An 18,550-nucleotide genomic window follows, 5' to 3' on the forward strand; every position below is an offset into this window, starting at 1 on the left:
CTCATATAGTGCTTAAAATTTTTACCATTGTACTACATATGAATGTATATACATACAACTTTTTATGATTATATTGGGTTCAAGAAACTTTTTCCCGTTCGGACATATTTGAAAGCAAAGTGGGTATATTCATAGTAGAAGATAGTGACCAGTCGGTCATTTTGAACATCATCCGTTGAGGAGGAGTTATTCCTGTGTCACGAACCCATCCGTATAAATGGTGGAATATTATCGCATTCATCGCTGTCGTTCTCGTTAACATTCTGGCTTCTACACTTCCTATTGGCGGAAGAAGCACTGCTGCTGTATCCAACATGTATCCTACCTTAATTACGCCAGCAGGTTACGCTTTTTCCATCTGGTCGGTCATCTACGTGCTGCTCGCCTGTTTTGCCGTGTACCAAGCTACATCTACAGGGCAAGCCAAGACAAGCGTTCAGTCTATCGGTATTTTCTTTATTTTGAGCTGTCTCTTCAACATCATCTGGATTTTCCTATGGCAGTATGTATACGTAGAGCTGTGCGTGATCGTCATTATTCTATACTTGCTCTCCCTATTCGTCGTATATACACGTACCCGTACACCGCAACCAACTCGCGGAGAAATGTGGTTCGTCAAGCTGCCTTTCAGTCTGAACCTCGGTTGGGTATCCGTGGCTACCCTCATCAACATTGCAGTAGCACTGGAAAAGAATGAATGGAGTGGCTGGGGGCTCAGCGATACGATATGGGCGATCATCATCCTGCTTATTGGCGCCGCATTAGCCATCTTGGTCAGTTTTCCTTATCGTGACAGCATCTACCCACTTGTATTTGTATGGGCCTATGTCGCTATCGCCATCGAGCATCCGAACAATGAAAATGTACGGCTGGCTGCATGGATCTTGTCAGCAATCATCCTGGTATACGCGCTATGGCTATTTTTTGCCCGTAATCGAGACCGGGATTAAAGTCAACGAATATAATCTCCTAACAAGCACAAGCGAGCATGGGTCTGAATTATTTAGCCCAAGCTCGCTTGCTTCGTTTTTTATTAAATATGATCAGGCATAGACTTTAATCAAATCTAAAAGCTTGCTTGTCCATTGATCAGTATTTATTTTCTCCATATTACGAATGTAATCCGACCTTTTTTCATACAAACGAAGAATCATGTCGACAAATCGTTCAGATTCCAGATCTTCTTCTAAAAACTCACACAAGCCTTGTGTTTTAAATGATTTTGCATTTAGAATCTGATCTCCCCTGCTGACTGCCTTTGAAAGAGGAATCAACAGCATAGGCTTGCGCAGCGTCAAGAATTCAAAAATGGAATTTGAACCTGCCCTGGAAACAACCATATCTGCCATCGTCATTACATCCGCCAATTCATCGTTTATGTATTCAAATTGCTTATAACCATTCGTACGAATAGATTCATTCACTTGGTCCTTACCACAAATATGCACGATTTGAAAATGAGCGAGCAAAGCCTCTAAATTCAGCCAAACCAGCTCATTGATCTTCTTGGAACCTAAACTCCCACCCATGATGAGCATGATGGGCTTATTTCGAGTAAAACCGCAGTAGGCCAACCCTTTAGCTGCCTTCCCCTCTTTTAGTTCATCTCTCACAATAGCACCAATATACCGGGTATTATTTGAGCGAAAATATTCAGTTGTTTCAGGAAAAGTAGTACAAATTTCGGTAGCAAACATGCTGGAAATCTTATTCGCTAATCCAGGAGTAAGATCAGATTCATGGATGATGACGGGGACTTTGTTCAGCCACCCAGCCAATACCACAGGAACAGAAACAAACCCGCCTTTTGAAAAAATAATATCCGGTTTTTCTTTCTTTATAATCCGGTATGCTTGAGAAATCCCCTTTAGCACTTTAAACGGGTCCTTAACATTATTCCAGTCAAAATATCTACGTAGTTTCCCAGTTGCGACACTAAAATAACACACATCTTCTAGCCCCGAGATCAAATTCCTTTCAATCCCTTGTTCTGAGCCTATGTATTGGACACTCCAATGTTGTTCCAGTAAGTGAGGAATCAAAGCTAGGTTTACTGCTACATGTCCTGAAGAGCCTCCACCAGTGAACATTATTTTTTTATTCATCATCTCCACCTCCACTTTGTATACAAAGAACAACACATATTACATTCAAAACAACCGGATGCCACTATAGTAGTGACACCCGGTTGTCATGCAAACTATATATTTTATGAACAAACCTTGCCAACTATTCGCCCTTCAGTGCAATGACTTCAATCTCCACCAGTGCATCCTTAGGCAGACGAGCTACCTCGACCGCACTGCGCGCTGGATACGGTTGCTCAAAGAAAGAACTGTACACCTCATTGACGCTGACAAAATCGTTCATGTCCTTCAGGAATACAGTCGCTTTCACAACCTGGTTCATGTTGCTGCCTGCTGCTTCCAGAATAGCTTGTACATTGCTCAAGGACAGGCGAGCCTGCTCCTGTACATCCTTGCCAAACTCACCTGTTGCCGGATTCAGCCCAAGCTGTCCTGAGGTGTAAATAAACCCGCCTGCCTCTACCGCTTGACTATAGGGTCCGATCGCACCGGGTGCTTTTTCAGTAGCAATTGTTTTTTTCATAAGGGTTGGATTCTCCTTCCTGATACTGGTTCACCGTATTATAGCATGTGAAGTCCAAAGCCACTATTCCGTGCGACGGTTTGCAATGGTGCTACATTTTTTTATTTCCGCTGTAACCTTTAACGCCCATGTAACATCTAATTCCTGTAACCTGCTACACAATAGATTGTACAAAATCAAATACAGGTACAAGTACAATGATTATAGCTAGTAGTATAGACGGGAAAGGAGTACCATCCTTTGAATCTCGAAACAATTTTACACCAAGCAAGGAATGGGGACCGCAAGGCGTTCGTCGCCTTGATGAAACATATGGAATCCGATATGTATGGCATGGCGCGTTCCATTCTTCGCAGCAATGAGGATTGCGCGGACGCAATGCAAGAAGCGATGCTCAAAGCATACAAGTCTCTGGGTGAGCTACGTGAACCTCGCTATTTTAAAACATGGCTGCTTCGTATTCTCATTAATGAATGCCATCTCATTATCCGCAAGCAAAAACGGGTTGTACCCGTCGCGGAATTTATAAAGGAACCGTCCACCTCGGGCGGATACGAAAAAATCGAACTGCGCGAGGCCATCGACCATTTGGAGGAATCCATGCGAACCGTGATTTCCCTGCACTATTTGCGCGATATGCCGATCAGGGAAATATCAGAGTTACTGGATCTATCAGAGGGTGCCGTCAAAACACGATTGCACCGTGCTCGCAGAACATTAATGGACCTGCTACAAAATCGCGGAGAAAGGAAGGTGACCTTTCAATGAATCCTTCAGGGTTTGAAAACCAGGATCAAGAGCTGGATGAGAAATTACAATTGGAAAAGGAGAACTTGGAAGCAAAAATGGTAGTAATCCCTGATTTGGTAAGGCAACGCCTAGATGCATTTTATGCACAAATGGAATCGGATCCGGAACTGCTACCCAACCGCCCATCCTCCCATCTATCCGTTAAAAGGTTTTTTCGGGGAACTGCAATTACCGCTGCTTCTGCAGCGCTCATTGGCGTTATGATCATTGGTAGCGCCTTTGTTTCGCCTACAATGGCGGAGTCATTGAAACAGGTCCCTCTTGTTGATAGTGTGTTCAAGCTAGCTGGGGATCTTGGGCTGCAAACCGCTGACCAGAAAGGGTTGGCCACTTCCGTAAACCTTAGTGTTACCCATAGCGGTATTACATTGAAGGTACCTCAAATCATATTTGACGGGACACGCTTGGTCGTGGCGTTGGAAAAGAGTGGTGGGGATTCACCACATGAACCCCTGTATCCAACTACCAATACGCAAGGACAGGAAGAGGATATGGTGGAGAAAATAGACCTGTTCATCAATGGGACGTCGGTCAACAGCAACAGTAGCGCCTTCAATCTCATGTATGGTCGTCCGGGCAAAGACAATAATTCTATGCTGATTGCGTATATGCGTGACCCTGCCAGTGGTAAATCCGCCTTACCAGATCAGTTTGAGCTAGAGGTATATGCAAAGTTAAAAGGTGTACCCGAGCCGTTCCGCATACAAACCACGGTTCACAAAACTAAAATAAATAACAAGATACTTCAGCCGCAAATGAGCAAATCTAATCCGTATCTTGCATTTACGGTAGAAAAGTTAGAAATTACCCCCATCACAACCAAGATCACAACGTCATTCAAAATGCTGACCGATATTGCACATATGCCAGATGAGTACACTGTAGAGCGTGAGTACAATAACATGAAGAACGGACACACGATCCAGTACACCAAAAGGGAATTGGATATACTCGATTATGCTGTATTCGACGAGCAGGGAAGAGAACTTCAATTGCTGAGCGGTTCTGGAGTTCCCCATACCCAAGAACGTGACAGCAAAATGATCACACTGTTTACTCCTTTTGTGGACACTCCCCAGAAGATCATCTTCAAGCCGTATATCTTGCCAACCCAACCAGGAGGTAGTGCCCTACTCGATGCTAATGGCAACTGGCCACGCCATTACATGGATGAATTACAGATTACGATCGATGTGCCGCAAAATACAAACCACCCATAAAACACGAATAACGCCGCTGCTACCCGAGTCATTGGGCAACAGCGGCGTTATTGTCATTTTCTAATCCTAAGCATGGTTTTATACATTGTCATCAGGAGTCGTTCCTGTACCAGGTTCCTCATCATCGGAGGTTAGTTCCGCACCGATGACCCGAATGATGTCGTTCGGGTAAATATGTACGCCGCTCGCCTGCGCGAGAGCAATTCGGACCATAGCTCGTGCGATGAACGAAGCGGGGATAGCGCGGTAGGAAGCGAGCCTGCCTGTCATCAGGCCGTCTAGCGCCTTCATGACAACCGTGGCGGCGGCTTCACCAAAACGCCGTTCAGGCCTCGCTCCCAAAATGAGCGATGGACGGAACAAATGCAGTGCAGGCAGCCCGATCGCGGCAAGCGCCTCTTCAGCTTCACCCTTGGTGCGGTTATAAAACACACGTGAATCCGGATTAGCGCCCATCGCAGAGATCGCAAGCATTTGTACCGCTCCAGCTTCTTTGCCCAACTGGGCTGTCAGAACGGGATAGTCCAGATCCACCTGTCGAAATCGCTCCTTGGATCCCGCCTTTTTCATCGTTGTCCCAAGGCAGCAAAACACATCATCTACCCCTTCGAGGGCGAAGGTCGACTTCTGTGGTTGTTCCCAGTCAATTAACGCCTGCTCCAGCTTAGGATGCTTGATATCCAGTGGGCGCCTGCCCATAACCATGACGCGGGTGTATTCTTTTTGCACCAGCAGCTCACGTACAACATAACCCCCGACAAGCCCTGTGCCACCCACAACGACCGCTTTACGTTCCATATATACCTCCTAACGCTCCTTGTTCCCATGATTGCGATCAGGTTAATTTAAACGGCTGTTCGTCCGCCTCCTTGCTGTCGGACGGACACATAGGCAGGTACAGGGAAAAAGTACTTCCCTTGCCCTCTTCACTCTCCAGACGGATAAACCCGCCTAACAAGCGGGAAAAATCACGGCTGATGGACAACCCCAGCCCGGTTCCACCATATTTACGATTAATCGAACCGTTCGCCTGCTGGAATGCCTCAAAAATAACATGTTGCTGAAGCTTGGATATACCGATGCCTGTATCTTTTACAGCAAATACAACCCAATCTCCCTCCTGGCCTTTTCGATCCAAATGCTGTGTGCTGATTTCCAGCAATACACGTCCTTTATGAGTAAACTTAAAGGCATTGGACAATAGATTGCGTAAAATTTGCTGTACTCGTTTGGAATCGGATCGGATTTCATCTGGTATATGTTCATGCACTTTCAAGTTGAATTCCAGGTTTTTATCCTTCGCTGTGACTTCAAAATGCATCATCATCCCCTGCGCAATCTCACGCACACTGACTGGCTCACTTACGATTTCCATGTGCCCAGCCTCGACCTTGGATAAGTCCAGAATGTCATTGATCAGTTGGAGCAAATCATGCCCCGAGGCATAGATTAGATCACTGTACTGGTATAGCTCGTCCTCATCCAGCTCTTTTCCCTGCTCGTTGATAATCTGTGCCAGGTTAATAATACTGTTAAGTGGTGTACGTAACTCATGCGACATCGTTGCCATAAAATCCGATTTATACTGGGAAGCCATCATGAGCTGCTTGGCGCGTTCCTCTAAAATAACCTTTGCCTTCTGCAACTTATCACGCTGCTCTGACAATAACTCATTCGCCTGCTGAATCTGATAGTTTCGCTGCTGCTCCATCTGAAAATCACGTAATATCAGTGCAAATAAAAAGCTGAGGATCACGCCGATAGGCAGTGTAAGAGGAACAACCTCTGCTACATAATAGCGCCAGGGAATGACGCCCAGGAAAGCAATATTTAACGTATTTACAATATTAACCGCTAAAATGGTTACGGATGCCTTAATAATCAAGCGCCAGGTGGAGCGGCGCATCCAGTAGTTCAATCCGGCACACAATACACCCAAAATGCTCATATTCAGAAACCCGACCCACGCCGCCATATTCAGACCGAAAGTAAATCTTGTAAGACCGATCGCTACCCCAATAATAATCAGCGTGTAGGAACGGGGATACACCAACGCTGCGATAATTAGCGGAACAAAACGCAGATCAAAAATAACGGTTTCATTGAAGTTAAAACCAAAGCAAGAGCTGACCCATCCGCCAAATACCACCAGCAACACCGAACTGACATATTTGAACCGCGTAGACGTACGACTCAAACCATATTTATAAATCACGTTCGCCACATAGGCAACAGCAATCAGCATCCCCAAATTCATTAGAAACATCATTGAAAATTGCATGGATTCACACTCCCATTGCGCAAGAAATTGGATGCCAGGCCTATGCTAGCCGATTTTGCCTTACTCGTACATCATAACATGAAGCCCCATCTTTCGACATATCCAAAGAGGCTTGCGTGTGTGTATAAAAAAAGCGAACCGCAACGGCTCGCCCTAGTGGGAGTATCTATAGAGTCAGCTTAGAATGCCTTTGTTCCGGCGCCACTCCTTGACAAATAATTCGGCAAAGTAAGGGTCCCACTGGGTTCCTTTACCCTCTTCCAATATCATAACCGCCTTCTCTTCCTTCATCCCTTTCCGATAAGGGCGATCCGACGTCATCGCATCATAGGCATCTGCTACGGCTATGATTCGCCCAAATAGGGGAATATCTTCCCCGGAGAGCTGATCAGGGTATCCCTTGCCATCGTAACGCTCATGATGAGAGCGCACCCCAGGCAGATAAGGGGCCATAGCATAAGCCGGCTCCACTTGCCGAAGAATACTCTCCCCCATAACCGGATGCATTTTAATCTGGTCAAACTCCTCGTCCGTCAGCTTGCCATCCTTAAACAGCACAGCGTCAGCCACACCGATTTTACCGATATCATGCAGCAAGGCTGTTTTACGCAGCAAGTCAAGGTCCGTCTCGCTCAAACCGCCCTTTCGCCCAATGAGTACAGAGTATTCAGCCACGCGCAACGAATGTCCTGCGGTATAGGCATCCCGTGCATCCAGCGCTGCAGCCAAAGTGGCAAAATAACTGTCTAATAGCTGACCGTTCTTTTCCTCTCGTTCCTTCAGGCCCTCGATCATCATGTTAAATCCTTCGACAAGCTCCGCAAATTCGTCCGAATACAAGTCACTGGCGTTACTATTCAGGCGGCCTTCCTTCACTTCATTCATTTTTTCCAACAAGTGATGGATGGGCTGTTCAATTTCACGGGTCAGCAATCTGCCCCCCAGATAAGCAAAAGCTACACCAAATATTAAAATCGTACCCGCCCATGCCCAATAGGAGCCGGAATCCGTCGCTTCCAAACGTTCCAGCCGAATCTGTGTAGCTAAACAAAACAGAAACAGAGGAAAAGCACCAATTAACGTTGCACTTAACTGAAATTTATGCCGCAGTGATAGCAGAACTCGACCTCGCAGGGACAAGCTCAATCCATATTGCTGGTAGGTCCGATCCCGAATTTCCTCCAGTAGCGGTTTGATTGCTCTCATGGTCAGAAAAAATTCAACCAGTGCATGCATGGAAGCGACCAGACAAGCTCCTATACAGGCGATTCCTACATAATAAAAGGGAAAGGTAAGTTGTCCAGTATGTATCATCCATAATGCAATAACGGCTGCCGGGATAGAGAAGCCTAACAAATGCGGCCCAACAATACGCAAAACTGACAAATTAGGCAGATGGTGAACCCGAATGTACACCGCTTCTACATCCTTGAGCGTCTCCTGGTTTCCTTGAAAAAAACGATGAACAGGTCTTAAATGCATTCGAAACACTATGGTTTCACAAACAATCATAATGACGCTGGAAAATGCAACAATTTTGACAAGACCCAGAAGCTCATAGTGGGCTACATTTAACGTGGAAAATACAAAAATCATACATACCAGTAGTACAGCAATAAATGAACCTATAATATAGTTCAGGATAACATGCTGAATAAAGCGCTTATAGATCGGCAAAATGCTACCCCTCTTTTCATCCGTACGCTCATAAGATATCTTTGTATTCAATATCGGAGTCCAGCCGTCAAAAGTTAACCTTCTTGCTTGAGCAATTTGCATAGATCTTAGGAAAATAACACTAGCGAGCGGTCCGCATCGGATTGCGGCTTTCGCAGGGCACCTTGGTCTGGCAAAGTCCGCAGCCGGCACCCGATTTAGCCTCACCGCCGTTTAACACGGCCCACTTTCGGGATTCCTCACCATACACAAATTTCATGCAGGCGATTTTGTCATGACCACCTTCCTTGCTGATAGCCTGCACAGGGCAGCCAGTAATGCACACACCGCAAATGCCTTTGCTGCACAGCAGGCAGTTTCCGGTATGGCTCAGGTTCGAGGACACTCTGACATCAGGCGGCACCTGCAGATCCGTTACTACAGACAGCAGACGGATGGCAATTCCTTTCTCGGTGATAAAGCCATCGTTGATACTGAAGGTGCCAAGACCGGCTGCATACGCGATATGCCGTTCCGACCAGTTAGAGACCGGACCACCTGCGGCACCGTGGATGCTGTACCAATCCGTATCCAGCGGCGCCACTGCTCGGTAACCAAGCCCGATCAGATATCCCGCCAAATGCTGCCTTGCCGAACGCACAAAATATTCATCGCCAAAGGTCCGTAGCAGCGCCCACTCTCTGGAGGCTCTTGCTTTTTGCGCACGATTGGCCTTGCGGATCGTCTCACTGATCGGCAGCACAACACTGACAACGGTGCCTCCACCAAAACTTCCTGTGCCGAAGGTCCGTTCGAAGGCTTCCTGTGGCGTAGCATGGTCGGAGCCCACCACTGTTTTATACTGCTCAAACAAAGGATCATTGGCCTCTGCAAATTGAATAATCGGTTCCTCGTAGTACGGGCTCTGTAATTCTTCGCAGAAATTGCCCTTGTCTTCACTCACATAGGCTTTCATCTCGGCTGCGATAAGTTCTTTCATGTCCGGTACGGGCGTTACCATCCTGTCCACATCCCTCTTCTTAAGTTATTGTGAATTCTCTCGACTTCCTGGCGGATACCTGTTGACCGATGAATGGCTGCGTTACACATCCGAACCCTTTTCGTGTATATACACGAATAAGTCGGCATACCTCCCTTATTAGGCAAAAGCTAATCACAGTCGCAATTTTTCAATTTTAGATAACAGTGTGGTCAATATCTGCAAATCGGCACTTCCCAGTGACTCCTGTAAAAATAACTGCGCCTCCTCCCAGAGCTCTGCTGCATCGTTATATAGTGCTTTTCCACTCTCCGTCAGGGTAAGGCAGCGGTTCCGGCTTCCCTCGGCGGATGTATCCTCCACATACCCGCTTTGCTCCAGTGCCTTCAAATTGCGCACAAGCGTGGTTCGGTCGAGTCGCATCTCCAATGCTAATTCGCTTACGCTTACCGGTCCCAGTACCGTTAAATGCTTGAGCAGCGAAAACTGGCTGATATTGAGTCCGCTTGGAGCCAGATACTGGTCATACAGCCCTGTTACAGCCATCGAGGCACGACGCAGATTAATGCATGTGCAGACTGAGGGCGAGTTATTCTGTGATGTTTTTTTGTCTTTCCTTGAGGCAGTCATAGTTCTTAATTTCCTTCCATCTTTTCGTGTAACTACACTATTTCAAAATTCGGGTGCTTTGTCAGAACAATTTATCACAGTCTCCATTCTCTGCAAATGCAAATGAGTCTAATTCATTGCAGAAAGTGCATTATTTCCAGTCTACAATCAAAAAAAACCATAAATACCTTGCGTTTTAGAATTAAGCTTGTTATACTAATAAAGTATGTATTAACCCCATAGGATTCCACGCAAGAAGCTATACTCCTAATACCGCATGGAGCTTCTCCAAATTTTATGTATAACCCTAATGTAGAATTTTGAGCTTTTGCCGAAGATTTTCACATTCACACTGGCGCGGTCATCGGAGCCGCAAGGACGAAAGAGAGGTAGGGCTTTTGTCGTTTGGAAAATGAACAGAGGAATCAGACTGCCCCTTATGAACATGCTGACCATATAATGCAAGGTAGCAGGGGTTAAATATATATTATGCCGTCAAACGATGAAGTTTGAGCAGGCCGTGCAGTATACGCAAGCTGCACACATCCTCCGGATGATCCCCGGGGGATTTTTTATATACGGAAAACGTATCTATGAACAAAAAAGTGACCCTGCCGATACATCGACAGGGCCTATAGCTTGATCAAAAAGGGGTTAATAGGGTCATTATAGTCTTGCTTTCTTAAAACTAAATGATATGCACCTTAAAAACTCATTAATTTTCCAGCTATATATCGCTGCTAATAATTCGTCCAATATTCCGTACTACCAGACTGTATCGTTTGGGTAGTAGGGCGTCCAGCTTCCACTTGGGCAGGCTTGTAGGTGGAAGGACGCTCCCATCCTTCCAGTAACACAATATGCTGGGTACCTGTGTTATTTTCCCATGTGATATAGCGCTCTTGTTCCATATGCCGCAATGCGGCTGTAATTTCAGAATCTCGCCTACCCGTTTTTGCTGACAATTCAGCCATTGTAGGCATGTGGCGATGCTGGGCAAAATAATTATACAAAATACGCAGTAGCTTCCGTTCCAAATCCGGCAACATCATTATCCCTCCTGTAAAGAACATATGTTCCCATTATAACATATAAAAATGCACCCTCCTACTGGAAGATGCATACGGGCTTGTATGCCCATGCTGAATTTAGTTTTTTTCCTTCTCCTGACGACCGATAGAGCGCAACCACCAAGAGATTCCTCCAACACTTCCAAGTGCCAGAACCGTCAAGAAAATAATATAAAACAAATGAAATGCACGATCACTCATGGCAATCGCCTCCTCACTTTATGTATACACTTTCCAGCTAAGCCTGTAAACCTCTTTTTGACTTCACAATCACATTTTCGCCAAACATTTGACAATACATACTTGCTTGGGATGCATCGGTGCACACTTATTAAAAATGGTTAATATCAAATAGGAGACAGATCAAGGAGGTTATCGAATATGAAGTTTCTATTGATCGTGATCATCATTGTGCTAATCGTTGTTTTGCTCATGAGAAGACGTAGATGAACGAAAACATCCTGTATCGTTAACTAAGAATACAAAAAGGGCTTTCGGTACATCACCGAAAGCCTTTGTTCATCTGAGGTTAAGGCTGAACTACGCCTTGTTCCTTTTGCTATATTTAATAAAAGCAATCACAAGCGCTACAGCAAACAATATTCCGCTGACTACCCATGTGGTCAGAAACGCCATACCCAGACCGACATTAGCCCCCATGGTCGGGTGCTTCATAGCAGTAAACACCGAGCCCTGCATCATAAATATGGTACAGAACAAAACAATAGGTGCCAAAATAATCGTGCTTGCGGTCTTACGACTACCAGATACTGCAATCACACACAGAGCAGAAATCACCAAGATCACCCAATAGATAACTGCTTCCCAAATCGCTGAAGTGCCCACCTGTTCGACCTCTTTTCTATCCATCATATATGCCTCTTCTATTGTAACAGACGTCACACAGTGAACCAAGCCATAAATTTAATCAGAAAAGGGGTAAACCCTGCCGACAATGTAAATAATGTATGTTAGCAGACAGCCCTACATAGAAGAAATGAGAGGATTGGATCCCATGAGAAGTGCAAGTCCTTTTGTCATTGTAAACGATGTGCAGCAGTCGATTGACTACTACCAATCTGTTCTAGGCGGGAAAATCAAAGTACTGAACAAGCAAGAAGGCAAGCTCTTACATGCCGAACTGCACCTGGGTAGCAGTCATATCCATTTCTCCGATTCCTACGGTAAACCGCTGAAAGCACAGCATGTCCAAATCATTCTCGACTGTGAGAGTGAGGATGAGCTTAAACAGGCTTACTATTCACTATCAGAAAAAGGTACCATCACTGTAGAGCTACAAGATACCTTCTTTGGTGCGCTGCACGGCGAAGTAACGGATCATCTTAATCAGATTGGATGGGGGATGAACTATTTTAAAAGATGATCACGTTGAACCATAACTGAATACGTTTTGTAGCCACCATCAACGTTCCTTACCCGATAGCCCGATTGGGTCAGAATTCTGGCCGCTAGATAGCCACGCAGCCCGACTTGGCAGGATACCGCGATCTCCAGATCACGGGGAATTTCCGACATCCGCTCTCTGATCTCGGCCAGAGGAATATGCATGGAACCTGGAATGGTTCCTCCCTGTAGCTCCACCGCATCCCGGACATCAATTATAAGACCACCATTGCGGTGGAAATCGTCAACTTCATGCCATTGTATCGTCTGAACCAGCCCATCCATAATATTCGAAGCTACGTATCCCGCCATATTCACAGGATCTTTAGCTGAAGAATAAGGAGGTGCATAAGCAAGTTCGATATCTGCCAATTCACGGACATTCAAATGGCCGCGAATCGCCGTCGCAATAACATCAATCCTTTTGTCCGCGCCATCAGCCCCAACAGCCTGCGCCCCGTAGATCATCCCAGTCTCCGGATGAAAGAGCAGCTTCATCGAAATGGGTGACGCGCCAGGATAATAACCGGCATGTGAACCGGGATGAATATGAATAGCCTGATAAGGAACAGCCAGTCGCTGCAATGTTTTTTCATTGTTGCCTGTAGAAGCTGCGGTCAATGCAAAGGTCTTAATTACGGATGTTCCGAGCGCACCATCATAGGAAATCGCCTGACCATTAATATGATCTGCGGCCAAACGCCCCTGCCGATTGGCTCCCCAGGCCAGCGATACCATCGTTGCAAACCCATGATTGCGGTCTTTGACCTGGATGGCATCCCCTACCGCATAAATGGACGGATCACTGGTTTGCAGCTGAGCATTCACCTGAATGGCACCGCGAAAACCTAGTTCCAATCCGCATTGCTTGGCCAGCTCATTTTCAGGCACAACACCAATCGCCAGAATAACCAGGTCCGTCTGAAGCATCTCCCCAGAAGTCAAACGGAGCTGTGTACCCTGTTCTTCAAAAGCTGCGACTCCTTCCTCTAAACGCACCTCCACCCCGTTCAGCTTCACATGCTGTTCCACCAGTTTAGCCATTTCGGGGTCAAGCGGATTCAACAATTGTTGTCCCTTATCCATGATGGTTACTGCAAGTCCACGCTCCCGCAAATTTTCAGCCATCTCCAGCCCAACAAATCCGGCCCCGATTACCGTGGCATGCTTGGGATGCCTTTCATCTACATATGCCTTAATAAGGTCGGTGTCATGAATGTTTCTTAACGTAAATACATTTGTAGCTTCATATAATCCGGGAATATCCGGTATCATCGGTTTGGCTCCCGGCGATAATACCACAATATCGTATGGCTGCTCATCCGTCTCTCCTGTGATCATATCGCGGTAATGGACAAGCTTATGCTCGCGGTCTATTTGTATTACTTCTTTTTGCACCCGTACATCTATATTAAAACGGTCTCTAATGCCTTGAGGCGTCTGGAGAAACAGCTTCTCCCGCGCCTGGATTGTCCCCCCAATATAGTAGGGAAGGCCACAGTTTGCAAAAGAAACATACTCACCGCGTTCAAATAGAATAATCTCGTCTTCCTCACTCCATCTACGCAATCTTGCCGCAGCAGAAGCTCCACCTGCTACCCCGCCAATAATAATTATTGTCCTACCCAATTTCTTCCCCTCCTTATATACCCTATGGGGTATAATATATACCTATGGGGGTATGTTGTCAACATACAAAAAAGGCGGAGGTTGCCCCCGCCTGATCAAACTCTGAATGAAAACCGATTGGAATCAAAGATCACTTGCGAATGCTACAAAACTTCCCTATCTCACTGGGCCTAACAAGACGCCAACTACTGTTTGTTATTGTTGACTGGCCGCGATTGCCTGCTCCAGATCATACAAAATATCGTCTATCGCTTCGGTCCCAACAGATAAACGTAACAGCTCCGGTTTGACTCCGGCAGCCACCTGTTCCTCTGCATTCAGTTGCTGGTGAGTCGTGCTTGCCGGATGAATAATCAAAGACTTGGAATCGCCTACATTCGCCAGATGAGAAAACAGCTTTACATTCGCAATCAGCTTGCTTCCCGCCTGGCTCCCGCCTTTGATACCAAAGGTCAGGATTGCCCCTTGTCCTTTTGGCAAATATTTTTGGGCTAACTCATAGGATGGATGGCTCGGCAATCCAGAGTAGCTGACCCACTCCACATCCTTGTGACTTTCGAGATATTGCGCTACCTTCAGGGCATTCTGACTATGTCTTTCCAGCCGCAGATGCAATGTTTCCAAGCCTTGAAGCAGCAGCCATGAATTGAACGGAGAAATGGCTGCTCCCAAGTCACGCAGCAATTGCACCCGTGCCTTGATAATGTACGCAATAGGTCCCACCGCCTCGGTGTATACAACCCCATGGTAGCTCGGGTCCGGCTCAGTCAGTCCTGGAAAACGGCCACTCGCTTTCCAGTCAAACTTGCCGCTGTCCACAATCACTCCGCCAATAGACGTACCGTGTCCGCCAATGAACTTCGTTGCCGAATGCACAACAATGTCCGCTCCATATTCGATAGGACGCAATAAATAAGGGCTCGGGAACGTGTTATCCACAATCAGCGGAATACCATATTCGTGCGCAATCGCAGATACTCCTTCCACATCCAGCACATTGCCCTGTGGATTGCCAATCGTTTCGGCAAATATGGCCTTCGTTTTATCCGTAATGGCATGACGGAAATTCTCCGGATCATCCGAATCGACAAAATGCACCTTAATACCCAATTTAGGCAGTGTGGTAGAAAACAGATTATATGTACCGCCATACAGGCTGGAGGCTGATACAATTTCATCTCCAGCTCCCGCAATGTTCAGAATGGAGAAGGAAATCGCCGCCATTCCCGAAGCTGTGGCCAACGCACCAGCCCCGCCTTCCAGTGCGGCGATCCGTTGCTCGAACACATCCGTAGTTGGATTCATCAGACGCGTATAAATGTTGCCGAATTCTTTCAGCGAGAACAAATCAGCCGCATGCTCGGCATCCCGAAATCCATATGAAGTGGTTTGGTACAACGGAACGGCGCGGGAAAAGGTAGTAGGATCAATCTCTTGTCCGGCATGGACAGCGAGGGTTTCGAATGACAGCTTGCGTTCTTCTGACATGATTATTTCCTCCCTTGTTATACGTGCTGTATGAATCGTCTCTTCCTGTATGCGTAGTCATGGATGATTTTTCAATTATTCTCGCACAAAAAGGACGATTTGGGAAGATAATTCTCATTATTCAGGTAGGATAATATTATTTTATTTGAAGTATCAGGTTTCGGATCGGAAAGTTTTGCCCAAATGCTCACCCAAACCAAAATAATGGCGAAAATTATAGATGAGTGGGCTCCACTTTGCCGGATCAATATGATTCTCACCTAGGATGATATCCTGATGAACATGCACCTGAATGGCTTGGGTTTCGACGATCGCAAAATAAGGAGAATGGTCAGGAATCCGGACCTCCTTCATCTTGGCTTCGATTTGAATAGGGCACTCCCTGATCCGAGCGGGCTTGACCCTATTCGAGTCAATCGCAGTCAGTCCGCTGATCTCATACTTGTCTTTTTGATATGTAAATCCATTTTTCTCTTTTTCCACTGGAACGGGATTCTTACCTGTAAAAGGAGCCAAACGCTCTACATTTTCCCACATGGAAGGCCCAGGAACATTGATTACACATTCGGGATGCCGCTCCATATTTTCTAATGCTTTGCCACCTGTTCCAATGCCTAGTACCACACAATCTCCTAATGCCCACGAGGAAGATATAGGGCTAATATTGGTCGTTCCATCCTCATTCAGCGTGTTGAGTAAAATCACAGGGGTTCCGTAATATAAAATGCTAGGGGTTATCGTTTTTATACTTGGGCTGTAGGTCATCTGATTTATTTGATTCATTGGGTCCATTTTCTCTTCTCCTTCTGTTCAGATCTGCCTCCTTATTGTAAAATGTAAACATTTCAACCTTCATCGAAGTATGGATTACAAAGGGGGATGACCGTGCCATGAGCACCAATTCAAATGTAGCCATGATTGCTTCTCTCGTCAGTGAGCCTTCCCGTGCAGCCATTCTCACCGCTCTATTAGACGGCAGATTTCACACGGCAAGTGAATTAGCCCATATGGCAGGTATTAAACCGCAAACCGCCAGCTTCCATCTGGCTAAAATGACCGAGGCACAAGTCGTTACCGTAGAAAAACAAGGTCGGCACCGTTACTATGGCATTCAAGACCCCGAGGTTGCCCAGGTGATGGAGTCACTTTTATCCATAGCTCCACCTGTTCCAATCAAGTCATTCAAACAAGCCTCCGAAAACGAGGCCATACGGTTGGCAAGAACTTGCTACGATCATGTTGCGGGTCATTTAGGCGTACAAATCATGAGTTTTTTCATTCAAAGGGGGATTCTTTCCGAGGATCAGGACGGACTTCATATTACCCAACAAGGAGAGATTTTCTTCGCTGACTTTCAGATAGACCTCAAGAACACAAGACAAAAGCGTCGCTCCTTCTCACATAAATGCCTGGATTGGAGTGAACGACGCCATCACCTTGCCGGTGCTTTAGGAAGTGCTCTTCTGGACAGATTATTCGAATTACATTGGGTCGAGCATCTGCCCACAACCCGAGCGATACGCATTACAGCCGAGGGTAAAAGAGGTTTTAAAGAGGTGTTTTCGATAGAGATCGGCTAGATAACCATAGTCTAATGCTTTTCTTGTTCTGTATTGGATGTTATGACCGGAGACAAGGACCTTTGTTTTCTGGTCAATGGCCGGACATAGGCATAATTGTTTTTTGGAGCCTTTCCTTTTGCCACACCTGCCTTATATCCTCCAGCAGCAGCCGGAATGGCAACCAAGGTTCCATAGGTTCTCATCGCCCGTTCAATTGGGAAAGATACAGAGCGCGTTCCATCGGTAGATCCGGCAAAATGAACCGCGGCTGCATAATTGTTCAGCCGGTCGTTACTGTCATTCAGCCATACGGAACCCGAATCTCCAGGCCCAGTTCGTCCCTGGGTAAAACGAATGACGGTTTGATCACGGAAAGTCTTGATTCCCGAATCGCCCCTCACTCTTTGCTCCACGCCAATCGCCTCCACAACTCCTCTGGCGAAGCCATTTGTTTTAGCCATTCTTTTAAACGTCATCCCCAGACGATAGCTCAATAAGTGCCCAGGTACGGTAATGAGACCACCACTTTGGTTAATCAGATACCTCGGATTAAGCAGGCTATTTGAATTGGCAATAGCTATGGCAGAGTCCTGAAAGTTAACACCTGTCGTGGTAAGCGGGACAAATTGAAAAGCTCTCCCGATCTGATCCGCCGTTCTACCCCCATCTGCCGGAGAAGGCTGAATGGTATTGTGAAATTGGCTTGTATTCGTTGGGACTAGAACATGGGCATTACTCAAAATAAACAAAGTATTATTCTTAATAACAATGAGTCCTCCGGTCCCTCCTGCAGTGGTGGGAACCGTTGTTCCTACACTGACTGCACCGGGCACGGGGCGCCATCTTTGGCGAGGGTTCGTTTGGGTAGGCGTGGCCGCTTCCCTTTTGAAGGAACCCACACCTAAAATTCGGATAGGTACCGCAGAAGCCCGACTTATATTTTGGGTTACTGCTTGTAATTTGGTTTGCGACACAGCCGAAAGATTTCTCAAGGTGTATAACACAATCGCCGCACCCTTTGCCGGTCTATTGGGATCAGCATAACCTACTCCAATCCCTGTTACTCCGTTTCGCTTTAGCATCGTTCGCCAAATCCGACTCTTCAACTTGAAAGCTTGATAAAAGGTAGCCACAGCCACATGCATCTCCTTTTCATCATAGTCAATGATGTATATACCTATGACTAATCGGCACATCATGACTGTGCGTTT

At 46.2% G+C, this 18,550-nt stretch carries 19 protein-coding genes; 5 read left to right on the top strand and 14 right to left on the bottom strand.

Annotation, left to right across the window (positions count from 1 at the left end; translation table 11 throughout):
* The first annotated feature begins 194 nt into the window (after nt 1-194).
* Nucleotides 195-950, top strand: coding sequence for a tryptophan-rich sensory protein (locus tag KSP24_RS20680; protein WP_216976473.1), 756 nt, complete (start codon nt 195-197; stop codon nt 948-950).
* Nucleotides 951-1,043: 93 nt separating this feature from the next.
* Here the strand turns inward: KSP24_RS20680 and KSP24_RS20685 are convergent, their stop codons facing one another.
* Together KSP24_RS20685 and KSP24_RS20690 are read right to left on the bottom strand one after the other, a co-directional pair.
* Nucleotides 1,044-2,105: an undecaprenyldiphospho-muramoylpentapeptide beta-N-acetylglucosaminyltransferase gene (locus tag KSP24_RS20685; RefSeq protein WP_216976475.1), complete on the bottom strand. Its 1,062-nt coding sequence runs from the start codon at nt 2,103-2,105 to the stop codon at nt 1,044-1,046.
* A 124-nt stretch (nt 2,106-2,229) separates the two neighbouring features.
* Complete coding sequence (locus tag KSP24_RS20690; protein WP_013308546.1) at nt 2,230-2,610, bottom strand: RidA family protein; 381 nt, start codon at nt 2,608-2,610, stop codon at nt 2,230-2,232.
* Between the two features lie 240 nt (nt 2,611-2,850).
* Between KSP24_RS20690 and KSP24_RS20695 the strand changes: the two genes are divergently transcribed.
* Together KSP24_RS20695 and KSP24_RS20700 are read left to right on the top strand one after the other, a co-directional pair.
* A complete protein-coding gene (locus KSP24_RS20695; protein ID WP_014599431.1) occupies nt 2,851-3,378 on the top strand; it encodes an RNA polymerase sigma factor in 528 nt (175 codons plus the stop codon).
* Entirely contained in the window at nt 3,375-4,640 is a 1,266-nt protein-coding gene (locus KSP24_RS20700; protein WP_216976477.1) for a DUF4179 domain-containing protein, read from the top strand. Before KSP24_RS20695 ends, KSP24_RS20700 begins: the two co-directional genes overlap by 4 nt.
* A 78-nt stretch (nt 4,641-4,718) precedes the next feature.
* Here KSP24_RS20700 and KSP24_RS20705 read toward each other — a convergent pair whose 3' ends face one another.
* The 8 genes from KSP24_RS20705 to KSP24_RS20735 form a co-directional block, all read right to left on the bottom strand.
* Nucleotides 4,719-5,438, bottom strand: coding sequence for an NAD(P)H-binding protein (locus KSP24_RS20705; protein ID WP_216976479.1), 720 nt, complete (start codon nt 5,436-5,438; stop codon nt 4,719-4,721).
* A 37-nt stretch (nt 5,439-5,475) separates the two neighbouring features.
* Nucleotides 5,476-6,921 (bottom strand): ATP-binding protein, encoded by a 1,446-nt coding sequence (locus tag KSP24_RS20710; protein ID WP_013369173.1) that lies wholly within the window; start codon nt 6,919-6,921, stop codon nt 5,476-5,478.
* 174 nt (nt 6,922-7,095) lie between these two features.
* Nucleotides 7,096-8,598: an HD-GYP domain-containing protein gene (locus KSP24_RS20715; RefSeq protein WP_025676220.1), complete on the bottom strand. Its 1,503-nt coding sequence runs from the start codon at nt 8,596-8,598 to the stop codon at nt 7,096-7,098.
* A 121-nt stretch (nt 8,599-8,719) separates the two neighbouring features.
* Nucleotides 8,720-9,598, bottom strand: a complete 879-nt coding sequence (locus KSP24_RS20720; protein WP_216976517.1) for a (Fe-S)-binding protein — start codon at nt 9,596-9,598, stop codon at nt 8,720-8,722.
* A gap of 153 nt (nt 9,599-9,751) precedes the next feature.
* Nucleotides 9,752-10,207 (bottom strand): MarR family winged helix-turn-helix transcriptional regulator, encoded by a 456-nt coding sequence (locus KSP24_RS20725; protein ID WP_014599429.1) that lies wholly within the window; start codon nt 10,205-10,207, stop codon nt 9,752-9,754.
* A gap of 719 nt (nt 10,208-10,926) precedes the next feature.
* A complete protein-coding gene (locus tag KSP24_RS20730; protein ID WP_013369168.1) occupies nt 10,927-11,235 on the bottom strand; it encodes a LexA family transcriptional regulator in 309 nt (102 codons plus the stop codon).
* A 99-nt stretch (nt 11,236-11,334) separates the two neighbouring features.
* On the bottom strand, nt 11,335-11,457 hold the full coding sequence (locus KSP24_RS25505; protein ID WP_255305280.1) for a hypothetical protein: 123 nt from the start codon (nt 11,455-11,457) through the stop codon (nt 11,335-11,337).
* Between the two features lie 339 nt (nt 11,458-11,796).
* Nucleotides 11,797-12,129, bottom strand: a complete 333-nt coding sequence (locus KSP24_RS20735) for a hypothetical protein (protein ID WP_013369166.1) — start codon at nt 12,127-12,129, stop codon at nt 11,797-11,799.
* A 142-nt stretch (nt 12,130-12,271) separates the two neighbouring features.
* On the opposite strand from KSP24_RS20735, the gene KSP24_RS20740 reads away from it, so the two are divergent.
* A complete protein-coding gene (locus KSP24_RS20740; RefSeq protein ID WP_216976481.1) occupies nt 12,272-12,640 on the top strand; it encodes a VOC family protein in 369 nt (122 codons plus the stop codon).
* Here KSP24_RS20740 and KSP24_RS20745 read toward each other — a convergent pair.
* The 3 genes from KSP24_RS20745 to KSP24_RS20755 all read right to left on the bottom strand — a co-directional run bounded on the left by KSP24_RS20745 (nt 12,625) and on the right by KSP24_RS20755 (nt 16,569).
* A complete protein-coding gene (locus KSP24_RS20745) occupies nt 12,625-14,289 on the bottom strand; it encodes an FAD-dependent oxidoreductase (protein WP_216976483.1) in 1,665 nt (554 codons plus the stop codon). The two genes, KSP24_RS20740 and KSP24_RS20745, sit on opposite strands and share 16 nt — an antisense overlap.
* Nucleotides 14,290-14,484: 195 nt before the next feature.
* Nucleotides 14,485-15,777: a homocysteine synthase gene (locus KSP24_RS20750; RefSeq protein ID WP_216976485.1), complete on the bottom strand. Its 1,293-nt coding sequence runs from the start codon at nt 15,775-15,777 to the stop codon at nt 14,485-14,487.
* Between the two features lie 153 nt (nt 15,778-15,930).
* Nucleotides 15,931-16,569 (bottom strand): flavin reductase family protein, encoded by a 639-nt coding sequence (locus KSP24_RS20755; protein WP_216976487.1) that lies wholly within the window; start codon nt 16,567-16,569, stop codon nt 15,931-15,933.
* Nucleotides 16,570-16,667: 98 nt separating this feature from the next.
* On the opposite strand from KSP24_RS20755, the gene KSP24_RS20760 reads away from it, so the two are divergent.
* Complete coding sequence (locus KSP24_RS20760; protein ID WP_129548623.1) at nt 16,668-17,357, top strand: ArsR/SmtB family transcription factor; 690 nt, start codon at nt 16,668-16,670, stop codon at nt 17,355-17,357.
* An 11-nt stretch (nt 17,358-17,368) separates the two neighbouring features.
* Here the strand turns inward: KSP24_RS20760 and KSP24_RS20765 are convergent, their stop codons facing one another.
* Nucleotides 17,369-18,538: a hypothetical protein gene (locus tag KSP24_RS20765; protein ID WP_013369160.1), complete on the bottom strand. Its 1,170-nt coding sequence runs from the start codon at nt 18,536-18,538 to the stop codon at nt 17,369-17,371.
* Nucleotides 18,539-18,550: the final 12 nt, after the last annotated feature.

The sequence above is a fragment of the Paenibacillus sp. AK121 genome (genome assembly GCF_019042715.1).
Classification (GTDB): domain Bacteria; phylum Bacillota; class Bacilli; order Paenibacillales; family Paenibacillaceae; genus Paenibacillus; species Paenibacillus polymyxa_C.

Coding starts and splice junctions, on each gene's coding strand:
- KSP24_RS20685 (WP_216976475.1), bottom strand. CDS start 2,105: ATGAATAAAAAAATAATGTTCACTGGTGGAGGCTCTTCAGGACATGTA.
- KSP24_RS20690 (WP_013308546.1), bottom strand. CDS start 2,610: ATGAAAAAAACAATTGCTACTGAAAAAGCACCCGGTGCGATCGGACCC.
- KSP24_RS20700 (WP_216976477.1), top strand. CDS start 3,375: ATGAATCCTTCAGGGTTTGAAAACCAGGATCAAGAGCTGGATGAGAAA.
- KSP24_RS20705 (WP_216976479.1), bottom strand. CDS start 5,438: ATGGAACGTAAAGCGGTCGTTGTGGGTGGCACAGGGCTTGTCGGGGGT.
- KSP24_RS20710 (WP_013369173.1), bottom strand. CDS start 6,921: ATGCAATTTTCAATGATGTTTCTAATGAATTTGGGGATGCTGATTGCT.
- KSP24_RS20720 (WP_216976517.1), bottom strand. CDS start 9,598: ATGGTAACGCCCGTACCGGACATGAAAGAACTTATCGCAGCCGAGATG.
- KSP24_RS20725 (WP_014599429.1), bottom strand. CDS start 10,207: ATGACTGCCTCAAGGAAAGACAAAAAAACATCACAGAATAACTCGCCC.
- KSP24_RS20730 (WP_013369168.1), bottom strand. CDS start 11,235: ATGTTGCCGGATTTGGAACGGAAGCTACTGCGTATTTTGTATAATTAT.
- KSP24_RS25505 (WP_255305280.1), bottom strand. CDS start 11,457: ATGAGTGATCGTGCATTTCATTTGTTTTATATTATTTTCTTGACGGTT.
- KSP24_RS20735 (WP_013369166.1), bottom strand. CDS start 12,129: ATGATGGATAGAAAAGAGGTCGAACAGGTGGGCACTTCAGCGATTTGG.
- KSP24_RS20740 (WP_216976481.1), top strand. CDS start 12,272: ATGAGAAGTGCAAGTCCTTTTGTCATTGTAAACGATGTGCAGCAGTCG.
- KSP24_RS20750 (WP_216976485.1), bottom strand. CDS start 15,777: ATGTCAGAAGAACGCAAGCTGTCATTCGAAACCCTCGCTGTCCATGCC.
- KSP24_RS20755 (WP_216976487.1), bottom strand. CDS start 16,569: ATGGACCCAATGAATCAAATAAATCAGATGACCTACAGCCCAAGTATA.
- KSP24_RS20760 (WP_129548623.1), top strand. CDS start 16,668: ATGAGCACCAATTCAAATGTAGCCATGATTGCTTCTCTCGTCAGTGAG.
- KSP24_RS20765 (WP_013369160.1), bottom strand. CDS start 18,538: ATGATGTGCCGATTAGTCATAGGTATATACATCATTGACTATGATGAA.